Here is a 20153-nt window from a genome sequence, read left to right on the forward strand (position 1 = left end):
GGGCGCCAGCAGGATCAGCGACATCACCATGCCCAGCGACTGCGCCCAGTCGGGCAGGGCGGTGTAGTGCAGGTGGTGCGGGCCGGCCCAGATGTACAGGGTGATCAGGGCCCAGAAGTGCACGATCGACAGGCGATACGAGTACACCGGGCGCTCGGCCTGCTTGGGCACGAAGTAGTACATCATGCCCAGGAAGCCTGCGGTCAGGAAGAAGCCTACGGCGTTGTGGCCGTACCACCATTGCACCATCGCGTCGGTGGCGCCGCCGTACAGCGAGTACGACTTGGTCAGGCTGACCGGGATTTCCAGGTTGTTGACGATATGCAGGATCGCCACGGTGATGATGAACGCACCGAAGAACCAGTTGCCCACGTAGATGTGCTTGGTGGTGCGCTTCATCAGGGTGCCGAAGAACACCACGGCGTAGGCCACCCAGACGATGGTGATCAGGATGTCGATCGGCCATTCCAGTTCGGCGTATTCCTTGGAGCTGGTATAACCCAGCGGCAGGCTGACGGCCGCGAGCACGATCACCAGTTGCCAGCCCCAGAAGGTAAAGGCGGCAAGGCGTGGCGAGAACAGCACGGTCTGGCAGGTACGCTGTACCGAGTAGTAGGAGGCGGCGAACAGTGCACAGCCCCCGAAGGCGAAGATCACCGCGTTGGTGTGCAAGGGGCGCAGGCGCCCGAAGCTGGTCCACGGGAGGTCGAAGTTGAGTGAAGGCCAGACGAGCTGCGCGGCGAGAAAAACGCCGAGCCCCATCCCGACGATTCCCCACACCACCGTCATAATGGCGAATTGGCGGACCACCTGGTAGTTGTAGGCGGTACTGCTGGTTGTGTTCATGTATGGGTTCCCATCCACGGTTATAGGCAGGCTAAACAGCGAGGCAAGCATGAGTAATGGGCAAGTGGCCGGTATTGACGGGGATCAATGGGCGCAGTGGGTCGAACAACGCGGCTGGTTGTACGATGCCCCGCAAAATCAGGCAGATGCGTCGCCCCTGGGGTGCCTGATCCTGGCCCACGGCGCGGGCGCACCCATGGACAGCGCGTTCATGACCGACATGGCGCAGAGGCTTGCCGCGCAAGGGCTGGCGGTACTGCGCTTCGAGTTTCCCTACATGGCCCAGCGCCGGCTCGATGGTGGCAGAAGGCCGCCAAACCCCCAGGCTCGCCTGCTCGACTGCTGGCGCGAAGTGGTGGCCCAGGTGCGACCATTGGTCGCTGGGCCACTGGTGATCGGCGGCAAGTCCATGGGCGGGCGCATGGCCAGCCTGGTGGCGGACGAACTGGGGGTGGATGCGCTGGTGTGCCTGGGGTATCCGTTCTATGCCGCAGGCAAGCCCGAGAAGCCGCGGGTGGCGCACCTGGCCGAACTGAAGACGCCAACCCTGATCGTGCAGGGCGAGCGTGATGCGCTGGGCAATCGCGAGACGGTGGAGGGGTATGCACTGTCGTCAGCCATCGAGCTGTGCTGGCTGGTGGCAGGGGATCATGACTTGAAGCCGCTGAAGGTCTCGGGGTTCAGCCATGCGCACCACCTGGGGGCGGCGGCGGACAGCATCGTGGCGTTTTTACGCTGATGGCCGCTTCGCCGGCAAGGCCGGCTCCTGCAACGACCGCAGTCCCCTACAGGAGCCGGCCTTGTCGGCGAAGCCTTTGAATCAGTCGCGGTATTCGCACAGGTAGGCGGTATCGACCTTCACCTGCAGCTGGAACTTGCTGTCGGCCGGCACATTGAACTGGCTGCCGGCGGTAAAGGTTTCCCAGTTGTCGCTGCCCGGCAGCTTGACGATCAGGGCGCCGGACACCACGTGCATGATCTCGCGCTTGGCCGTACCGAACTCGTACTCGCCCGGGGCCATCACGCCGACAGTGGCCGGGCCTTCGGCGCTGGTGAAGGCGATCGACTTGACCGTGCCATCAAAGTACTCGTTGACCTTAAACATGGGCGACTCCTGAAAGGGGCAAAAAAGGGCTGGCCAGTATGCCCAAGCCTCCCGGTGGCGTCATCCGCTTTCAGGCGCCCTGGGCCGGCAGGCTCAGCGGCAGCAGGCGTGCGGTATTGCGCGCATCTTCCAGGGCGCGGTGCTGCTGCCCGACAAACTGCAGCCCGGCCAGGGCCAGCGCGCCCTTGAGCCCGGGCGGGCGTTTCAGGTGGCGGGCCTTGGCGAAGCGCTGCTTGAGGTTGAGGTGGCAGGTGTCGGCCAGCAGGCTGTGCACCTGGTGCACCTGCCATTCCTGCAGCAGCTGGCGGCGATCGTAGTCGCCCCAGCTGACCCAGCCCTGCAGGTGCGCCTGCTGATGCTGCAGCCAGTGCTCGAACCCGTCCCACACCTTGGCAAAGGAGGCGGCGGCGTCGATGTCCGCCTGGGCGATATGCGTCAGCTCACGGCAAAAGGGAGTCAGCAGCGGGCGCCGCCGGGGTTTGACGAAGCGCTGGAAGTGGTCCACCTCGCGGCCTTCGCGGTTGACCAGGCTGGCGCCGATCTCGATGATTTCCATGTCTTCGATCGGCCAGCCACCCTCGTCGGTGGTAGCTTCCAGGTCGATCACCAACCAGTGGCCCATGGCAGGCTCCTTGACAGATACTCGCCTGAGCGTAGCCAATCTGTGGCCTGTGCGGTATCCCGTGGCCATTTGCCTGATGGTTCTGCCAGTTGTGCAAGCGTAGGAAAACGCCTAGTTTAGGCGCGAACCCGTTAAGAGTGTGTTGCCTTGAGTTCAGCGTCACTGCCACAGGTCGTGCTCTCCCTGTCGATGCTCGCGTTGGCGTGGCTGACCACACCGGCGTGTGCCCAGGAGCAGATCAGGATCGGCGCAGCGCACTTTCCGCCGTACACCGTCAATCCCGAACGCGATACCGGCAGCGGCCTGCTGGCGCAGTTGATCCAGGCCTTGAACGCGCTTCAGGACACCTACCATTTCACGCTGGTGCCCACCTCCATACCGCGACGCTTTCGCGACTTCAACGAGGGTCGCATCGACATGGCGATCTTCGAAAACCCTGACTGGGGCTGGAAAGGCATCGACTTCGTCAAGGTCGATCTCGGCCTCGAAGATGCCGAAGTCTTCGTCACGCACAATATCGAAGGCCGCGGCCAGGGTTACTTCGACAGCCTGCAGGGCAAGCGCCTGGCGTTGTACAGCGGCTATCACTACGCCTTCGCCGGTTTCAATGCCGACGCCAGGTACCTGCAGCAAACATTCGGCGCCACCCTGACCTATTCCCACGACAGCAACCTGATGATGGTGCAGCGCGACCGCGCCGACGTGGCCTTGGTGACCCGTTCGTACCTGTACGACTTTCTGGCGCGCCACGAGGATTACCGAGGCCAGTTCCTGGCCTCCGAGCGTACCGACCAGACCTATCACCATTACGCACTGCTGCGTCCCCAGGCACCGATCAGTGGCGAGGCCTTTGCCCGTCTGTTGCAGCAACTGCACGAGAACGGCCAGTTGCAGGACATCTTCGGGCCTTACCAGATCGGTGTCAGCGCGGCCCATTCGCCCTAAATTCGCCCACGGTTTTCACGTCAACAGCAGTGAGATTGTCTCTTCCACTTCGTGAGCCCAAGACCATGCCTTCCGATACCGCACCCTGCGCGTTGTCCCTGCCGCGCTGGCGCAGCCTCAGCGCCGATGAAACCGACTGCCACCTGAGCCTGGTGCTCGAAGACACGCCATTGGTGCGCCTGCGTCTGGAGCGCGGTGATGACCTTGACGTGCACCTGCAATACACCTGCCCCGAGCGCCCACAGCAGGCGTTGTGGGCCGCGTGCTACTGGCTGTTTTCCCGCGATCCGGGGTGTCAGCGCCTGTGCTGGCATCTGGCGCAGGTGCCCGAGGCGGCACTGGCCAGCGGCCTGCTGGTGGCCGACGAACAGGCGGGGCGCTACCGCTGCGAGCGCACGCTGTTCTGGCAGTTGCCGCAACCGTGGCTGGGCGAATCGCTGTCGGGCGTGTACCCGCAGCAGATGCAGATCAGTGCCGGCAAGCGTCATCCGCGCCGTGCGCCCAAGCCGCGGGGGGAAGTGTATCGGCGCTTCGATGCGCGGCTGGGGGCGTGGATCTCGTTACGGACCCTGGAAATCGACCACGACCTGGAGCGCTTCAACCGTTGGCAGAACAACCCGCGGGTGCTGAGCTTCTGGCAGGAGGGCGGCAGCCTCGAACAGCACCGCGACTACCTGAGCAAGCTTGAGGCCGACCCGCACACACTGACCCTGATCGGCTGCTTCGACGACCAGCCGTTTGCCTACTTCGAAGCCTACTGGGCCAAGGAGGACCGGATTGCACCGTTCTATGCGGCCGACGACTACGACCGCGGCATTCACATGCTGGTAGGGGAGCAGACGCACCGCGGGCCGCACAAGGTGGCCAGCTGGCTGTCGGCGCTGGTGCACTACCTGTTCCTGGACGACCCGCGCACCCAGCGCGTGGTGGCCGAGCCTCGGGCCGACAATGCCAAGATGATCGGCTACATGCACGACCAGTGCTTTCACTGCGAGAAGGAATTCGACTTTCCGCACAAGCGTGCGGCGCTGATGATCCTGGGACGCGAGCGCTTCTTCGAGCGCTGCAGGCTGGTGTAGGCCGGCACCCGATCCTGGGGGAGCCGGCGTTGCCGGCGAACCAGCACAAGGCGCTCGTGCTGCCGGACACCCGGCATCTGGCCTGGAGGGAGGATCGCCGGCAACGCCGGCTCCTGCAGGGCAGCAGCGGTGCAGGGTGGCCCCTTCAGGCCACCTCACCCCGCGCCAGCGACACCTTGCGGCAATGCACCAGCGCATCGCGAATCATGAAGTTCACCAGGGTCGGCGACACGCCAAGCTCCTTGGCGATGTCTTTCTGCGGCACGCCATGCAGGCGGTACATCTCGAACGCATAGCGGGTGCGCTGCGGCAGCTCGCTCAGCGCATCGGCAATGTGCTCAAGCGTCGCGAAATTGATGTGCGTGGCTTCGGGCGAGGCACCATGGATGACCACATTCAGACCTTCCTCTTCGCTGCCGGAATACTTCAGCTCCATCGCCTGCTTGCGGTAATGGTCGATGGCCAGGTTGCGCACGATCTGGAACAGGTAGCTCAACTGCGCCTTGAACGACGAGGTGATCTGCGGGGCTGCACTGAGCCGGAAGAAAGCGTCCTGCACGACATCCTCGGCGCGTGAGCGACACCCGGTGATCCGGGCGGCAATTTTCACCAGAATGCTGCGATTGTCGACGAACGCTTGGAGTAACGGTGAATCGCACTTACTTGTGGACAGTTGTTCCGCCATGGAAATTTCACCTTGTTCTCGAAGAGGGAAGCGAAGCACTCCGCGAGGAGATGCTTCCTACGACGTGCGACAAGCTATTCTTAATGATAATTATTGTCAAATGCGAAAAGTAATACTTCAAACTGTTTTTTGGTTCTAAGCACCACCCCGTGATCCGCTTCGAAAATCACCTGTCGCCGCGCCACAGTGGCGCCTAATTATTTCACCCGTTCATCCGTTCCCCTGTGTACATCCTCGGCCCCTGAAGGGCGTGTGCCGGTGCCCGAACACCCGGCTCCCTGCGCCCCGCGATGCCGATTTTCACGTACAGACACTGGCAGGAACTTTCCATGACGGACGCCTTCGAACTCCCGGTTACGCTGGTCCAGGCCCTCACCCAGCGTGCTGCGCTGACCCCTGAGCGGGTGGCCTTGCGCTTTCTCGCCGAAGACGCCCGCGACCAGGCCGTGCTCAGCTACCGTGACCTGCACCTGCGTGCATGCAGCATCGCCGCCGCATTGCAGGCGCGTGCGGTGCCGGGCGACCGCGCGATCCTGCTGTTCCCCAGTGGCCCGGACTACGTCGCCGCGTTCTTCGGCTGCCTGTATGCCGGGGTGATCGCCGTGCCGGCCTATCCGCCGGAATCCTCGCGCACCCACCACCAGGCCCGCCTGCTGTCGATCATCGAGGACGCCCAGCCGCGCCTGCTGCTGACCGTCGACAACCTGCACAACAGCCTGCTGGCCCTGGATGCACTCAAGGGCGAGGATGCGCCGCAGCTGCTCAGCGTCGATTACCTCGACGCCGGCCTGGGCGAGCAGTGGCAGGCCCCGTCGCTCAAGCCGGACGACATCGCCTTTCTGCAGTACACCTCCGGCTCCACCGCGCTGCCCAAGGGCGTGCAGGTCAGCCACGGCAACCTTGTGGCCAACGAAGTGCTGATCCGCCACGGCTTCGGTATCGACGTGAACCCCGACGACGTGATCGTCAGCTGGCTGCCGCTGTACCACGACATGGGCCTGATCGGCGGCCTGCTGCAACCGATCTTCAGCGGCGTGCCCTGCGTGCTGATGGCCCCGGCCTACTTCCTGGCGCGGCCGCAGCGCTGGCTGCAGGCGATCAGCGATTACCGCGGCACCATCAGCGGCGGGCCGGACTTCGCCTACCGCCTGTGCAACGAGCGCGTCAGCAGTGCGGCGCTGGCCAGCCTCGACCTGAGCTGCTGGCGCGTGGCCTATTCGGGCTCCGAGCCGATCCGCCAGGACAGCCTCGACAGCTTTGCCGACAAATTCGCCGCGTGCGGTTTCGTGCCCTCGAGTTTCTTCGCCAGCTACGGCCTGGCCGAAGCCACTCTGTTCGTCAGTGGCAGCGTGCGCGGCGGCGGTATCCCCGCGCTGGCGCTGGACAGCGCGGCACTGGCGCACAACCGCGCCGAAGCAGGCGAGGGCAGCGTGCAGATGAGCTGCGGCTTCAGCCAGCCGCTGCACGCGGTGCAGGTCGTCGAACCGCACACCCTGGCTGTGCTGGGCGACAACCAGGTGGGCGAGATCTGGGCCGCCGGCCCGAGCATCGCCCACGGTTACTGGCGCAACCCCGAGGCCAGCGCAAAGACCTTCGTCGAGCACGGCGGGCGCACCTGGCTGCGCACCGGCGACCTGGGCTTCATGCGTGACGGCGAACTGTTCGTCACCGGGCGCCTGAAGGACATGCTCATCGTGCGCGGGCACAACCTCTACCCGCAGGACCTGGAAAAGACCCTGGAGCGCGAGGTCGACGTGCTGCGCAAGGGCCGCGTGGCGGTGTTCGCCGTCGACGACCAGGGCGAGGAGGGCATCGGCATCGCGGTAGAGATCAGCCGCAACGTGCAGAAGGTCATCGAGCCGGCGAGCCTGATCCGCACCCTGCGCCAGGTCATCGCCGATGCCTGCCAGCAGGCCCCGGCGGTGGTGCTGCTGCTCAACCCCGGTGCGTTGCCCAAGACCTCCAGCGGCAAGTTGCAGCGTTCGGCCTGCCGCCTGCGCCTGCACGATGGCAGCCTGGACTGCTACGCCCGCTTCCCGGAGGCCCAGGCGCCTGCCGCACGCCACGCGGCGCCGAGCGGCGACGGGTTGCAGGCGCTGATCGCGCGGCTGTGGTGCGAGCAACTGAACGTGGCCGAGGTGGGCGACGACGATCACTTCTTCCTGCTCGGCGGCAACTCCATCGCCGCCACCCAGCTCACGGCGCGCCTGCGTGACGAACTGGGGCTGGAACTGAGCCTGAGCCTGCTGTTCGAAGCGCCGACCCTGGCAGGCTTCACTGCCCAGGTGGCCCGCCTGCACATCGACGGCGGGGTGGCCCAGGGCGCCATCGCGCAATTGCCCCGGGAACAGGCGCTGCCGCAATCGCTGGCCCAGGCCCGGCTGTGGCTGCTGTGGCAACTGGAGCCTGGCAGTGCGGCCTACAACATCCCGGGTGGCCTGCGCCTGCGCGGCGAACTGGACGAGGCCGCGCTGCGCAGCAGCTTCCAGGCGCTGGTGGCCCGCCATGAAGCGCTGCGCACGGTGTTTGCCGACCACCACGGGCAACCGGTGCAGCGCGTGCTGGCGAACCTGGCGTTGCAGGTGCGCAGCCTGGACCTGGGGCACGAAACCCCGGCCCGCGTTCAGCAGTTGCGCGAAGACGAGGCGCGCCAACCCTTCGACCTGGAGCGCGGGCCGCTGCTGCGGGTCACCCTGGTACGCCAGGACAACGAAACCCATCAGCTGTGGGTGACCCTGCACCACATCATCGCCGACGGTTGGTCGATGAACATTCTGCTGGACGAATTCGCGCGCCTGTATGCCGCCGCCTGCCAGGGCCAGCAGGCGCGACTGAATACGTTGCCGGTGCATTACGCCGACTATGCCAGCTGGCAGCGCCAGTGGCTGGCCCAGGGGGAAAGTACCCGCCAGCTCGCCTACTGGAAGGCCTTGCTCGGCGATGCGCAGCCGGTGCTCGACCTGCCCACCGATCACCCGCGCTCGGTGCAGCAGCGCAACAGCGCCACGCGCCTGAGCCTGCGTCTTGAGCCGGCGCTGGGCACTGCACTGCGCCAGGTGGCCCAGGCCCACGATGCCAGCCTGTTCATGCTGTTGCTGGCGGCCTTGCAAACCCTGCTGCACCGCTACAGCGGCCAGCGCGACATCCGCGTCGGCGTGCCCAATGCCAACCGCCCGCGCCTGGAAATCCAGGGCCTGGTCGGCTTCTTCATCAACCCCCAGGTGCTGCGTGCCGAGCTTGACCCGCGCCAGCCCTTCAGTGCCTTGCTGGCCCAGGTGCGCCAGCGCACCCTTGAAGCCCAGGCCAACCAGGACCTGCCGTTCGAGCAGTTGGTCGAAGCCTTCCCCGAGGCCCGCGAGCAGGGCCTGTTCCAGGTCATGTTCAACCACCAGCAGCGCGACCTCGGCGCCTTGCGCCGCCTGCCGGGGCTGTTGGCCGACGAACTGGCGTGGCACAGCCGCGAGGCCAAGTTCGACCTGCAACTGCACAGCGAAGAAGACCACCAGGGCCGCATCAGCCTTTCCTTCGACTATGCCGACGAGCTGTTCGACGCTGCCAGCATCGAGCGCCTGGCCGCGCAACTGGTCAGCCTGCTGCAGCAGGTGAGCAGCGCGCCGCAGCTGCCGCTGGCCGAGCTGAACCTGCTCGACGCCCCGGGCCGCGCCCAACTGCTCGACTGGGGCCAGGCCCCGGCAGCGGCCCCCGGCCAGTGGCTGGTGGAGCAACTCAACGAACAGGCGCGCAGCACCCCGCAGCGCACCGCGCTGGTATGGGCCGGCGGCAGCCTGGACTACGCGAGCCTGCACACCCAGGCCAACCGCCTGGCCCATTACCTGCGCGACAAGGGCGTGGGCCCGGACGTGTGCGTGGCGATTGCCGCCGAGCGTTCGCCGCAGCTGCTGGTGGGCCTGCTGGCGATTCTCAAGGCCGGTGGTGCCTACGTGCCGCTGGACGTCGACTACCCGGCCGAGCGCCTGGCCTACATGCTCGCCGACTGCGGCGCAAGCCTGCTGCTCAGCCACAGCGAGGTGCTCGAACGCCTGCCCCAGGTCGAGGGCGTGAGTACCATCGCCATGGACACCCTGCACCTGGACAACTGGCCCAGCCAGGCGCCGGGCCTGCACCTGCACGGTGACAGCCTGGCCTACGTGATCTACACCTCCGGCTCCACCGGCCAGCCCAAGGGCGTGGGCAACACCCATGCGGCCCTGGCCGAGCGCCTGCACTGGATGCAGGCCACCTATGCGCTGGACGACCACGACGTGCTGCTGCAAAAAGCCCCGATCAGCTTCGACGTGTCGGTGTGGGAATGCTTCTGGCCGCTGGCCCAGGGCTGCACGCTGGTGCTGGCCGGCCCCGGCGAGCACCGCGACCCGCAGCGCATCGCCGAACTGGTGCAGCAGCATGGCGTGACCACGCTGCACTTCGTGCCGCCGCTGTTGCAGGTGTTCGTGCAGGAGCCCCTGGCGGCCGCCTGTACCAGCCTGCGCCGGGTGTTCTCCGGCGGCGAGGCGTTGCCGGCGGCGCTGCGCGACCGTGTGCTGCAGGTACTGCCGCACGTGGCACTGCACAACCGCTATGGGCCGACCGAAACCGCGATCAACGTCACCCACTGGCACTGCCGCCGTGAAGACGGCCTGCGCTCGCCCATCGGCCGGCCCCTGGCCAACGTGCAGTGCCAGGTGCTCGATGAGGAACTGGCGCTTTCGCCTGTGGGGGTGCCCGGTGAGCTGTGCCTGGGCGGTGCGGGCCTGGCCCGTGGCTACCTGGGCCGGCCGGGCCTCACCGCCGAACGCTTCGTGCCCGGCGCCGACGGCCAGCGCCTGTACCGCAGCGGCGACCGTGCGCGCTGGCTGGCCGACCTGGGGGCACTGGAATACCTGGGCCGCATCGACCAGCAGGTCAAACTGCGCGGTTTTCGTGTAGAGCCCGAAGAGGTGCAGGCCTGCCTGCTGGCCCAGCCGGGCGTGGAGCAGGCCGTGGTGCTGGTACGCGACACGGCGGCCGGCCCGCAACTGGTCGGCTACTACACCCACGCGCACGACTGCGGCGAAGCATTGCTGAGCGCACTGGCGGCGCAATTGCCGCCCTACATGGTGCCCGCGCAACTGGTGCACCTGGCGCAGATGCCGCTGGGCCCCAGTGGCAAGCTCGACCGCAAGGCGCTGCCCGAGCCGAGCTGGCAGCAGCGCGTGCATGTTGCCCCGGTCACGCCGCTGCAACAGCAGATCGCCGCCATCTGGTGCGATGTGCTGGGCCTGGCGCGGGTCGGCCTGGACGATGACTTCTTCGCCCTCGGCGGGCACTCGCTGCTGGCCACCCAGATCATCGCCCGCACGCGCCAGGCCTGCGACGTCGAACTGCCGCTGCGCACCCTGTTCGAAGCCAGCGCGCTGGGCGCCTTCGCCGCGCGCATCGAGGCCCTGCAACTGGCCGGGCAGCACAACCTGCAAGGCGAAATAACGCGCATCGACCGCAGCCAGCCGGTGCCGCTGTCGTACTCGCAGCAGCGCATGTGGTTCCTCTGGCAGATGGAGCCGGACAGCCCGGCCTACAACGTCGGCGGCATGGCGCGCCTGTGCGGGGTGCTGGACGTCAGCCGCTTCGAACAGGCCCTGCAGGCGCTGATCGTGCGCCACGAAACCCTGCGCACCACCTTCCCGAGCATCGATGGCGTACCGTACCAGGCCGTTTCGCCCGACACCGGGCTGGTGATGAACTGGCTGGACTTTTCGGCCCACGACCAGGCGCAGCGCCAGCAGCGCCTGCAGGCCCTGGCCGACGAGCAGGCGCACCAGCCGTTCGACCTGGAGACCGGCCCGCTGCTGCGTGCCTGCCTGGTCAAGGCCGGCGAGCAGGAGCACTACTTCGTGCTCACCCTGCACCACATCGTCACCGAAGGCTGGGCCATGGACATCTTTGCCCGCGAGCTGGGCGAGCTGTACGAAGCGTTTCTGGACGACCGCGATTCGCCGCTCGAACCGCTGCCGGTGCAGTACCTGGACTACAGCGTGTGGCAGCGCCAGTGGCTGGAGGCCGGCGAGCGCCAGCGCCAGCTGGACTACTGGCGCGCACAGCTGGGCGATGAACACCCGGTGCTGGAATTGCCCGCCGATCGCCCGCGCCCGGCGGTGCAGAGCCACCGCGGCGAGCTGTACCGCTTCGACCTGAGCGATGAGCTGGCCGCCAGGGTGCGCGCCTTCAATGCCGAGCATGGCCTGACCCTGTTCATGACCATGACCGCCACCCTGGCGCTGTTGCTGTACCGCTACAGCGGGCAGACCGACCTGCGCATCGGCGCACCGGTGGCCAACCGCATCCGCCCGGAAAGCGAGGGGCTGATCGGCGCCTTCCTCAACACCCAGGTGCTGCGTTGCCAGCTGGACGGGCAGATGCGCGTGGCCGACCTGATCGAGCAGGTGCGCCAGACCGTGATCGACGGCCAGTCGCACCAGGACCTGCCGTTCGACCACCTGGTCGAAGCCTTGCAGCCACCGCGCAGCGCCGCCTACAACCCGCTGTTCCAGGTGATGTGCAACGTGCAGCGCTGGGAATTCCAGCAGAGCCGCCAACTGGCCGGCATGCAGGTGGAGTACCTGGTCAACGACGCCCGGGCGACCAAGTTCGACCTCAACCTGGAAGTCACCGACCTCGACCGTCGCCTGGGCTGCTGCCTGACCTACAGTTGCGACCTGTTCGACGCGCCGCGCATCGCGCGCATGGCGGCGCACTGGCAGCGGTTGCTCGACGCCTTGCTGGCCGACCCGCAGCAACGCCTGTGCGAACTGCCGCTGCTGGGCCAGGGCGAGCGCCAGGCCCTGTTCGACAACCTGGCCGGCGACCCCGCAGCGCCGGGCCTGAACCGCACCGTGCATGACCTGTTCAGTGCACAGGCCCAGCGCACACCGGATGCACTGGCACTGACCTTTGCCGGCGAACACCTGAGCTACGCCCAGCTCGATGCCCGGGCCAACCGCCTGGCGCGGGTGCTGCGCGAACGTGGCGTGGGCCCGCAGGTGCGGGTGGGCCTGGCGCTGGAGCGTTCGGCGCAGCTGGTGATCGGCCTGCTGGCGATCCTCAAGGCCGGCGGCGCCTACGTGCCGCTGGACCCGGAATACCCCCTCGAACGCCTGCAGTACATGATCCAGGACAGCGGCATCGGCCTGCTGCTGGGCCAGCGCGCGCTGTTCGACAGGCTGGGCGAGCTGCCGCCCGGCGTGGCCCGCTGGTGCCTGGACGACGACGCGGCGGCGCTGCACGGCTACAGCGCCGAGGCCTTGCCGTCACTCAGCCTGCCGGGCCATCAGGCCTACCTGATCTACACCTCCGGCTCCACCGGCAAGCCCAAGGGCGTGGTGGTCAGCCATGGCGAGATCGCCATGCACTGCCTGGCGGTGATCGAGGCGTTCGGCATGCGCAGCGACGACTGCGAGCTGCACTTCTATTCGATCAACTTCGACGCGGCCACCGAGCGCCTGCTGGTGCCATTGCTCAACGGCGCACGGGTGGTGCTGCGCGCCCAGGGGCAGTGGGGCGCCGAGGAAATCTGCACGCTGATCCGCCAGCAGCAGGTCAGCGTGCTGGGATTCACGCCGAGCTACGGCAGCCAGCTGGCGCAATGGCTGGCCAGCCGCGACGAACAGCTGCCGGTGCGTCTGTGCATCACCGGCGGCGAAGCCCTGACCGGCGAGCACCTGCAACGCATTCGCGAGGCGTTCAAGCCGGCGCAGTTCTTCAATGCCTACGGCCCCACCGAAACCGTGGTGATGCCGCTGGCCTGCCTGGCACCACCGGCCCTTGAAGCGGGCGCCGGCAGTGTGCCGATCGGCCGGGTGATCGGCGCCCGCGTGGCGTACATCCTCGATGCCGACCTGGCGCTGCTGCCGCAGGGCGCCATTGGCGAGCTGTACATCGGTGGCGCAGGCCTGGCCCAGGGCTACCATGATCGACCTGGGCTGAGCGCCGAACGCTTCGTCGCCGACCCTTTCAGCCAGCGGGGCGGGCGCCTGTACCGCACCGGCGACCTGGTGCGCCAGCGCGCCGACGGGCTGGTGGAGTACATGGGGCGTATCGACCATCAGGTGAAGATCCGCGGCTTCCGTATCGAACTGGGTGAGATCGAAAGCCGCCTGCTGGAACATGCCGACGTGCGCGAGGCCGTGGTGCTGGCGCTGGACATGCCCGGCGGCAAGCAACTGGCTGCCTACCTGGTGTGCGAGCAGGCACAGGCCGGCGCCGAACAGCAGGCGGCGCTGCGCGACAGCCTCAAGGCGCAACTGCGGGTGAACCTGCCCGACTACATGGTGCCCGCCCACCTGGTGCTGCTGGATCAGATGCCGCTGACCGGCAACGGCAAGCTCGACCGTCACGCGTTGCCGCTGCCGGACAGGGAGCAGGGCCGCGAGCACTACGAGGCGCCGCGCAGCGAGGTGGAGCAGCAACTGGCCGCGATCTGGTGCGATGTGCTCAACGTCGAGCGCGTGGGCCTGCAGGACAACTTCTTCGAACTGGGCGGCGACTCGATCCTGTCGATCCAGGTGGTCAGCCGCGCCCGCCAGCTGGGCCTGCACTTCAGCGCCCGCGACCTGTTCCAGCAGCAGACCGTGCAGACCCTGGCCACGGTGGTCAGCCGCAGCCAGGCCACGTTGATCGAACAGGGCCCGCTCAGCGGCGCCGCAGCGCTCACGCCGATCCAGCACTGGTTCTTCGACAGCGACGTGGTGCAACCGCAGCACTGGAACCAGGCCGTGCTGCTGGCGCCTGCCGAACGCCTGGCCGGCGACGCGCTGGAACAGGCCCTGCAGGCGCTGGTGGCGCATCACGATGCACTGCGCCTGCGCTTTTGCGAGGGCCGCGCCAGCTACGCCCCGGCCGATACGCGCGCACTGCTGTGGCAGGCTTCGGTGGCCGATCTGCAGGATTGCCAGGCCCTGTACAGCGATGTGCAGCGCAGCCTCGACCTCGCCGACGGCCCGCTGCTGCGTGCGCTGCTGGTGGAGGACGGGCAGGGCGCCCAGCGCCTGCTGCTGGCGATCCATCACCTGGTGGTGGATGGCGTGTCGTGGCGCGTGCTGCTCGAAGACCTGCAGGCGCTGTACCGTGGCCAGCCGCTGGCAGCCAAGACCAGCGCGATGAGCCACTGGGCCGCACGCCTGGCCACCTATGCCGGCAGCGACTCGCTGCGTGACGAGCAGCACTGGTGGCAGGCGCAGCTCAGTGCCGCCACCCGCGAGCTGCCGTGCGACCACCCCCAGGGTGCCAACCTGCACCGCCAGGCGCACACCGTCAGCGTGCAACTGAGCCAGGGGCAGACGCGCCAGTTGCTGCAGCAGGCCCCCGCGGCCTACCGCACCCAGGTCAACGACCTGTTGCTGACCGCGCTGGCCCGGGTGCTGTGCCGCTGGAGCGGCGATACCTCGGTGCTGGTGCAGCTCGAAGGGCATGGCCGCGAGACCCTGTTCGACGAGATCGACCTGAGCCGCAGCGTCGGCTGGTTCACCAGCGCCTACCCGCTGCGCCTGAGCCCGCTGAACATCGAGGAGGCCGCCGGGCAGGCGGCCTCGATCAAGGCGATCAAGGAGCAACTGCGCAGCGTGCCGCACAAGGGCCTGGGGTATGGGGTACTGCGCTACCTGGCCGATGACGCCACCCGCGAAGCCATGGCTGCGCTGCCCCAGGCGCGCATCACCTTCAACTACCTGGGCCAGTTCGACCAGCAGTTCGGCAGTGCGGCGCTGTATCAGCCGGTGGACGAACCCGCGGGCCTGGCCCACGACCTCGACGCACCGCTGCCCAACTGGCTGAGCGTCGACGGCCAGGTGTACGGCGGCCAGTTGCAGCTGCGCTGGAGCTTCAGCCGCGAGCGCTACGACACCCAGACCATCGAAGAGCTGGCCCGCGCCTACCTCGGCGAGCTGGCGAGCCTGATCGTCCATTGCCTGGATGACGCCAACGGCAGCTTCACGCCGTCGGACTTCCCGCTGGCGCGCCTGACCCAGGCACAGATCGACAGCCTGCCGGTGCCCGCCGCGCAGATCGAGGACGTGTACCCGCTGACCCCGATGCAGGAGGGCATGCTGCTGCACACCCTGCTCGAACCGGGCACCGGCATCTACTACATGCAGGACCGCTACCGCATCAACAGCGAGATCGACCCGCAGCGCTTCGCCCAGGCCTGGCAGGCGGTGGTGGCGCGGCACGAAGCCCTGCGCGCCTCGTTCTGCTGGAATGCCGGCGAAGGCATGCTGCAGATCATTCACAAGCCCGGCACCACGCCTATCGACTATCAGGACTGGAGCGCCGACCCGCAGGCCGATCACGAAGCACGCCTGCAGGCCCTGCACAAGCAGGAGCGCGAGGCCGGTTTCGAGCTGTTGCAGCAGGCGCCGTTCCACCTGCGCCTGATCCGCGTGGGCCAGGCGCAGTACTGGTTCATGATGAGCAACCACCACATCCTCATCGATGCCTGGTGCCGCTCGCTTCTGATGAACGACTTCTTCGAGCTCTACCTGGCCCTGGGCGAGGGCCGTGAGGCGCAGCTGGCGACGCCGCCGCGCTACCGCGACTACATCGGCTGGCTGCAGCACCAGAGCCTGGACGAGGCGCGCCAGTGGTGGCGGCAGAACCTGCAGGGCTTCGAGCGCACCACCTACCTTCCAAGCGACCGCCCGCTGCTGCGCGAGCACGCGGGCGATCACGGCGGCATGCAGGTGGGCGACTGCTACACGCGCCTGGCGGTGGAGGACGGGGTACGCCTGCGCGAGCTTGCCCAGGCCCATCAGCTGACCGTCAACACCTTCGCCCAGGCGGCCTGGGCGCTGGTGCTCAGCCGCTTCAGCGGCGAGCGTGACGTGGTGTTCGGCGTGACCGTGGCCGGGCGCCCGGTCAGCCTGCCGCAGATGCAGCACACCGTGGGCCTGTTCATCAACAGCATCGCACTGCGTGTCACCCTGCCGGCCCCCGGCCAGCGGTGTTCGGTGCGCCAGTGGCTGCAGGGCCTGCTGGAACGCAACATGGAGGTGCGCGAGTACGAGTACCTGCCGCTGGTCAACATCCAGGAATGCAGCGAACTGCCCAAGGGCCAGCCGCTGTTCGACAGCCTGTTCGTGTTCGAGAACGCCCCGGTCGAAGTGGCGGTGCTGGACCGCGCCCAGAGCCTGAATGCAACCTCCGACTCGGGCCGCACCCACACCAACTTCCCGCTCACGGCGGTGTGCTACCCCGGCGACGACCTGGGCCTGCACCTGTCGTTCGACCAGCGCTACTTCGACCGCGCCACCGTCGAACGCCTGCTGGGCGAATTCAAGCGCCTGCTGCTGGCGCTGATGGAGGGCTTGCACGGCGATGTGGCGCAGCTGGCACTGCTGGGCGAGCAGGAACAGCGCTTCCTGCTGCAGGACTGCAACCGCAGCGAGCATGCCTATCCGCTGCAGCAGAGCTACGCGGCGTTGTTCGAGGCGAGGGTGGCGGCGCATCCCGATCGGGTGGTCGCACGCTGCCTCGAACAGCAGTGCAGCTACGCCGAGCTGAACTGCCAGGCCAACCGCCTCGGGCATGCCCTGGTGGCGGCCGGGGTGCAGGTCGACCAGCCGGTGGCACTGCTGGCCGAGCGCGGGCTGGCGCTGCTGGGCATGATCGTCGGCAGCTTCAAGGCCGGCGCCGGCTACCTGCCGCTGGACCCGGGCCTGCCCGGCGCGCGTCTGCAACGCATCGTCGAGCTCAGCCGCACCCCGGTGATCGTCTGCACCCGGGCCTGCCTGGCCCAGGCACAGGCCCTGCTCGACGAACTGGGGTGTGCCGGGCGGCCGCGCCTGCTGGTGTGGGAGGACATTCAGGCCGGCGACGGCAGCGAAGCCAACCCGGGCATCTACAGCGCGCCGGAGAACCTCGCCTACGTGATCTACACCTCCGGCTCCACCGGCCTGCCCAAGGGCGTGATGGTCGAGCAGCGCGGCATGCTCAACAACCAGCTGAGCAAGGTGCCGTACCTGCAACTGGGCGAAGCGGACGTGATCGCGCAGACCGCCTCGCAGAGCTTCGATATCTCGGTGTGGCAGTTCCTTGCCGCGCCGCTGTTCGGCGCGCAGGTGGCGATCGTGCCCAATGCCATCGCGCACGATCCGCAAGGGCTGCTGGAGCATGTGCAGGCCGCCGGCATCACGGTGCTCGAAAGCGTGCCGTCGCTGATCCAGGGCATGCTGGTCAACGAGCGCCAGCACCTGAGCGGCCTGCGCTGGATGCTGCCCACCGGCGAGGCGATGCCGCCGGAGCTGGCCTGGCAGTGGCTGGAGCGCTACCCGCAGGTCGGCCTGGTGAATGCCTACGGCCCGGCCGAGTGCTCCGATGACGTGGCGTTCTTCCGCGTCGATGCGGCCTCCACCCAGGGCAGCTACCTGCCGATCGGCACGCCGACCGACAACAACCGCCTGTACCTGTTCGGTGAAGATCACGAGCTGGTGCCGCTGGGCGCGGTGGGCGAGCTGTGCGTGGCCGGCACCGGGGTAGGGCGCGGCTACGTGGGCGATCCGCTGCGCACGGCCCAGGCGTTCATCCCGCACCCGTTCGGCGCCCCGGGCGAGCGTCTGTACCGCACCGGCGACCTGGCACGCCGGCGTGCCGACGGGGTGCTGGAGTACGTGGGGCGCATCGATCACCAGGTGAAGATTCGCGGCTACCGCATCGAACTGGGCGAAATCGAGGCACGTCTGCATGAACAGGTCCAGGTGCGTGACGCGGCGGTGGGCGTGCAGGAGGGTGCCAACGGCAAGCACCTTGTCGGCTACCTGGTGGCGGCCGACAGCCGTGCCGACACGGCGCCATTGCTGGAACAGGTTCGCCAGCGCCTGCGCGCCGAACTGCCGGAGTACATGGTGCCGCTGCACTGGGCGTGGCTGGCCGAGTTGCCGCGCAACGCCAACGGCAAGCTCGACCGCAAGGCGCTGCCGGCCATCGAGTTCGGCCAGCAGCACAGCCAGGCCTACCTGGCGCCGCGCAGTGAACTGGAGCAGCAACTTGCTGACATCTGGGCCGATGTGCTCAAGGTCGAGCGGGTGGGGGTGCGCGACAACTTCTTCGAGTTGGGCGGGCATTCGCTGCTGGCCACCCAGATTGCTTCGCGGGTGCAGAAGGTGCTGCAACTGAACGTGCCGCTGCGGGCCATGTTCGAATGCAGCAGCGTGGAGGAACTGGCGATCTATGTGGAGGGCCTCGAGGCCACGGTGCTGAGCGACGACAAGGTCGACCGGCTGAGTGACCTGATGGCTTCGCTGGAGGCGTTGTAGGCAGCCGAGCGGGGCATTTTGGTTTAGCATCCATGCTTCGCTCATGCGCGCCAGCCTTCGGGCTGGCGCGCTGCTGTTCATCTGCACACGGTCGGTATCGATGCGCCTTTTCCCTGCTTTGTTTCGTGGTTGTTCCTGTCTGTCGCTGCTGGCGGCCCTCTTGTTGCTGTGCCTGCCGGGCATCGCCAGCGCCGCCGAGGTCGATGGCGCGCGCATGGGCCTGCTGTGGGGCGTGCCGTTTGCCGGCATCCTGCTGAGCATCGCCTTGCTGCCCATCGTGGCCGCACCGCTGTGGCATCACCATTTCGGCAAGATCACCCTGGGCTGGACGCTGCTGTTCGCGCTGCCGTTCTGCTTTGCCTTCGGCTGGCACGCCAGCCTGGGGCTGGGCGTGCACGTACTGCTGGCCGAGTACCTGCCGTTCATCATCCTGCTGTTTGCGCTGTTCACCATTTCGGGCGGGATCGTGGTGGAGGGCAACCTGCATGGCTCGCCGTGGCTCAACACGCGGTTGCTGGCGCTGGGGGCGGTGCTGGCCTCGGTGATGGGCACCACGGGGGCGGCGATGTTGCTGATCCGCCCGCTGCTGCGTGCCAACGACAACCGCAAGCACACCGCGCACGTGGTGGTGTTCTTCATCTTTCTGGTGGCCAACGTCGGCGGCGGCCTGACCCCGTTGGGCGACCCGCCGTTGTTCCTGGGTTTTCTCAAGGGTGTGAGCTTTGCCTGGACCCTGCAGCACATGGCCTTGCCGGTGGTGCTGCTGGCGGTGCCGTTGCTGGGCGTGTTCTACCTGATCGACCGCTACTACTATCGCCGCGAAAACGAGATGCTGGCCGAAGACCCGACGCCGGATGCGCCGTTGCGCCTGCTGGGCAAGCGCAACTTCCTGCTGTTGGCGGGCGTGGTGCTGGCGGTATTGATGTCGGGCCTCTGGAAACCGGGGATTGGCGTCGAGCTGATGGGCACTCGGGTCGAGGTGCAGAACCTGTTGCGTGACGGCCTGCTGGTGGTACTGGCCTTGCTGTCGTTGTGGTTCACCCCGCGCGGCCTGCGGGTTGCCAACGAGTTCGACTGGGGGCCGATCGTCGAGGTGGCCAAGTTGTTTGCGGGCATCTTTCTCACCATTGCCCCGGTGATTGCGATATTGCGGGCCGGCAGTGACGGCCAGTTGGCGTGGTTGGTGGCGAGCGTGAGTGGTGCGCAGGGCGAGCCGATCGACAGCATGTACTTCTGGTTGAGCGGGACCTTGTCGAGCTTCCTGGACAATGCGCCGACCTATTTGTTGTTCTTCAACATGGCGGCTGGGGATGCGCAGGTGTTGATGGAGCGCATGCCGCAGACCTTGCTGGCGATCTCCATGGGTTCGGTGTTCATGGGTGCGATGACCTACATTGGCAACGCGCCGAACTTCATGGTCAAGGCGATAGCCGAGCAGCGCGGGGTGAAGATGCCGAGCTTCTTCGGGTACATGGCGTGGTCGTGTGCGGTGCTGTTGCCGTTGCTGGTGGTGTTGACGCTGGTGATGCTGTAGCGCCACCCCAACCCCCAAAGGCCATGATGGCCCTACTGCGATCTTCGGCCGAACATA

Annotated in this window: 9 protein-coding genes; 5 read left to right on the forward strand and 4 right to left on the reverse strand. The window is 67.2% G+C overall.

Translation table 11 applies throughout. The features are described from left to right. The coding region (locus DN388_RS22505; RefSeq protein WP_254506387.1) for a cbb3-type cytochrome c oxidase subunit I at positions 1-846 on the reverse strand (846 nt) is incomplete at its 3' end. A 49-nt stretch (positions 847-895) separates the two neighbouring features. Between DN388_RS22505 and DN388_RS22510 the strand changes: the two genes are divergently transcribed. Continuing rightward, positions 896-1585 carry an alpha/beta family hydrolase gene (locus DN388_RS22510; RefSeq protein ID WP_255002110.1) on the forward strand — a complete coding sequence of 230 codons (690 nt, stop codon included), beginning with the start codon at positions 896-898 and terminating at the stop codon, positions 1583-1585. 81 nt (positions 1586-1666) lie between these two features. Here the strand turns inward: DN388_RS22510 and DN388_RS22515 are convergent, their stop codons facing one another. Next, complete coding sequence (locus DN388_RS22515) at positions 1667-1951, reverse strand: pyrimidine/purine nucleoside phosphorylase (RefSeq protein WP_043862392.1); 285 nt, start codon at positions 1949-1951, stop codon at positions 1667-1669. A 70-nt stretch (positions 1952-2021) separates the two neighbouring features. After that, entirely contained in the window at positions 2022-2573 is a 552-nt protein-coding gene (locus DN388_RS22520; RefSeq protein ID WP_043862393.1) for an exonuclease domain-containing protein, read from the reverse strand. Between the two features lie 189 nt (positions 2574-2762). Between DN388_RS22520 and DN388_RS22525 the strand changes: the two genes are divergently transcribed. Continuing rightward, complete coding sequence (locus tag DN388_RS22525; protein WP_255002128.1) at positions 2763-3518, forward strand: ABC transporter substrate-binding protein; 756 nt, start codon at positions 2763-2765, stop codon at positions 3516-3518. A gap of 65 nt (positions 3519-3583) precedes the next feature. Beyond that, entirely contained in the window at positions 3584-4597 is a 1014-nt protein-coding gene (locus DN388_RS22530; RefSeq protein WP_255002111.1) for a GNAT family N-acetyltransferase, read from the forward strand. Between the two features lie 145 nt (positions 4598-4742). On the opposite strand, the gene DN388_RS22535 is transcribed toward DN388_RS22530, so the two are convergent. Continuing rightward, on the reverse strand, positions 4743-5282 hold the full coding sequence (locus DN388_RS22535; RefSeq protein WP_043862395.1) for an RNA polymerase factor sigma-70: 540 nt from the start codon (positions 5280-5282) through the stop codon (positions 4743-4745). A 329-nt stretch (positions 5283-5611) separates the two neighbouring features. On the opposite strand from DN388_RS22535, the gene DN388_RS22540 reads away from it, so the two are divergent. Together DN388_RS22540 and DN388_RS22545 are read left to right on the forward strand one after the other, a co-directional pair. Continuing rightward, on the forward strand, positions 5612-18562 hold the full coding sequence (locus DN388_RS22540; RefSeq protein WP_255002112.1) for a non-ribosomal peptide synthetase: 12951 nt from the start codon (positions 5612-5614) through the stop codon (positions 18560-18562). Between the two features lie 160 nt (positions 18563-18722). Further along, the gene (locus tag DN388_RS22545; RefSeq protein WP_229590412.1) at positions 18723-20096 is read left to right on the forward strand and encodes a sodium:proton antiporter; all 1374 of its coding nucleotides are present in this window, start codon (positions 18723-18725) and stop codon (positions 20094-20096) included. Positions 20097-20153: the final 57 nt, after the last annotated feature.

Source organism: Pseudomonas sp. S12(2018) (genome assembly GCF_024355235.1).
In the GTDB taxonomy this organism is placed as follows: domain Bacteria; phylum Pseudomonadota; class Gammaproteobacteria; order Pseudomonadales; family Pseudomonadaceae; genus Aquipseudomonas; species Aquipseudomonas palmensis.

What these genes read in the sequence shown, in the direction of transcription:
- DN388_RS22510 (WP_255002110.1), top strand. Translation starts at nt 896, where the DNA reads ATGAGTAATGGGCAAGTGGCCGGTATTGACGGGGATCAATGGGCGCAG.
- DN388_RS22515 (WP_043862392.1), bottom strand. Translation starts at nt 1,951, where the DNA reads ATGTTTAAGGTCAACGAGTACTTTGATGGCACGGTCAAGTCGATCGCC.
- DN388_RS22520 (WP_043862393.1), bottom strand. Translation starts at nt 2,573, where the DNA reads ATGGGCCACTGGTTGGTGATCGACCTGGAAGCTACCACCGACGAGGGT.
- DN388_RS22525 (WP_255002128.1), top strand. Translation starts at nt 2,763, where the DNA reads ATGCTCGCGTTGGCGTGGCTGACCACACCGGCGTGTGCCCAGGAGCAG.
- DN388_RS22530 (WP_255002111.1), top strand. Translation starts at nt 3,584, where the DNA reads ATGCCTTCCGATACCGCACCCTGCGCGTTGTCCCTGCCGCGCTGGCGC.
- DN388_RS22535 (WP_043862395.1), bottom strand. Translation starts at nt 5,282, where the DNA reads ATGGCGGAACAACTGTCCACAAGTAAGTGCGATTCACCGTTACTCCAA.
- DN388_RS22540 (WP_255002112.1), top strand. Translation starts at nt 5,612, where the DNA reads ATGACGGACGCCTTCGAACTCCCGGTTACGCTGGTCCAGGCCCTCACC.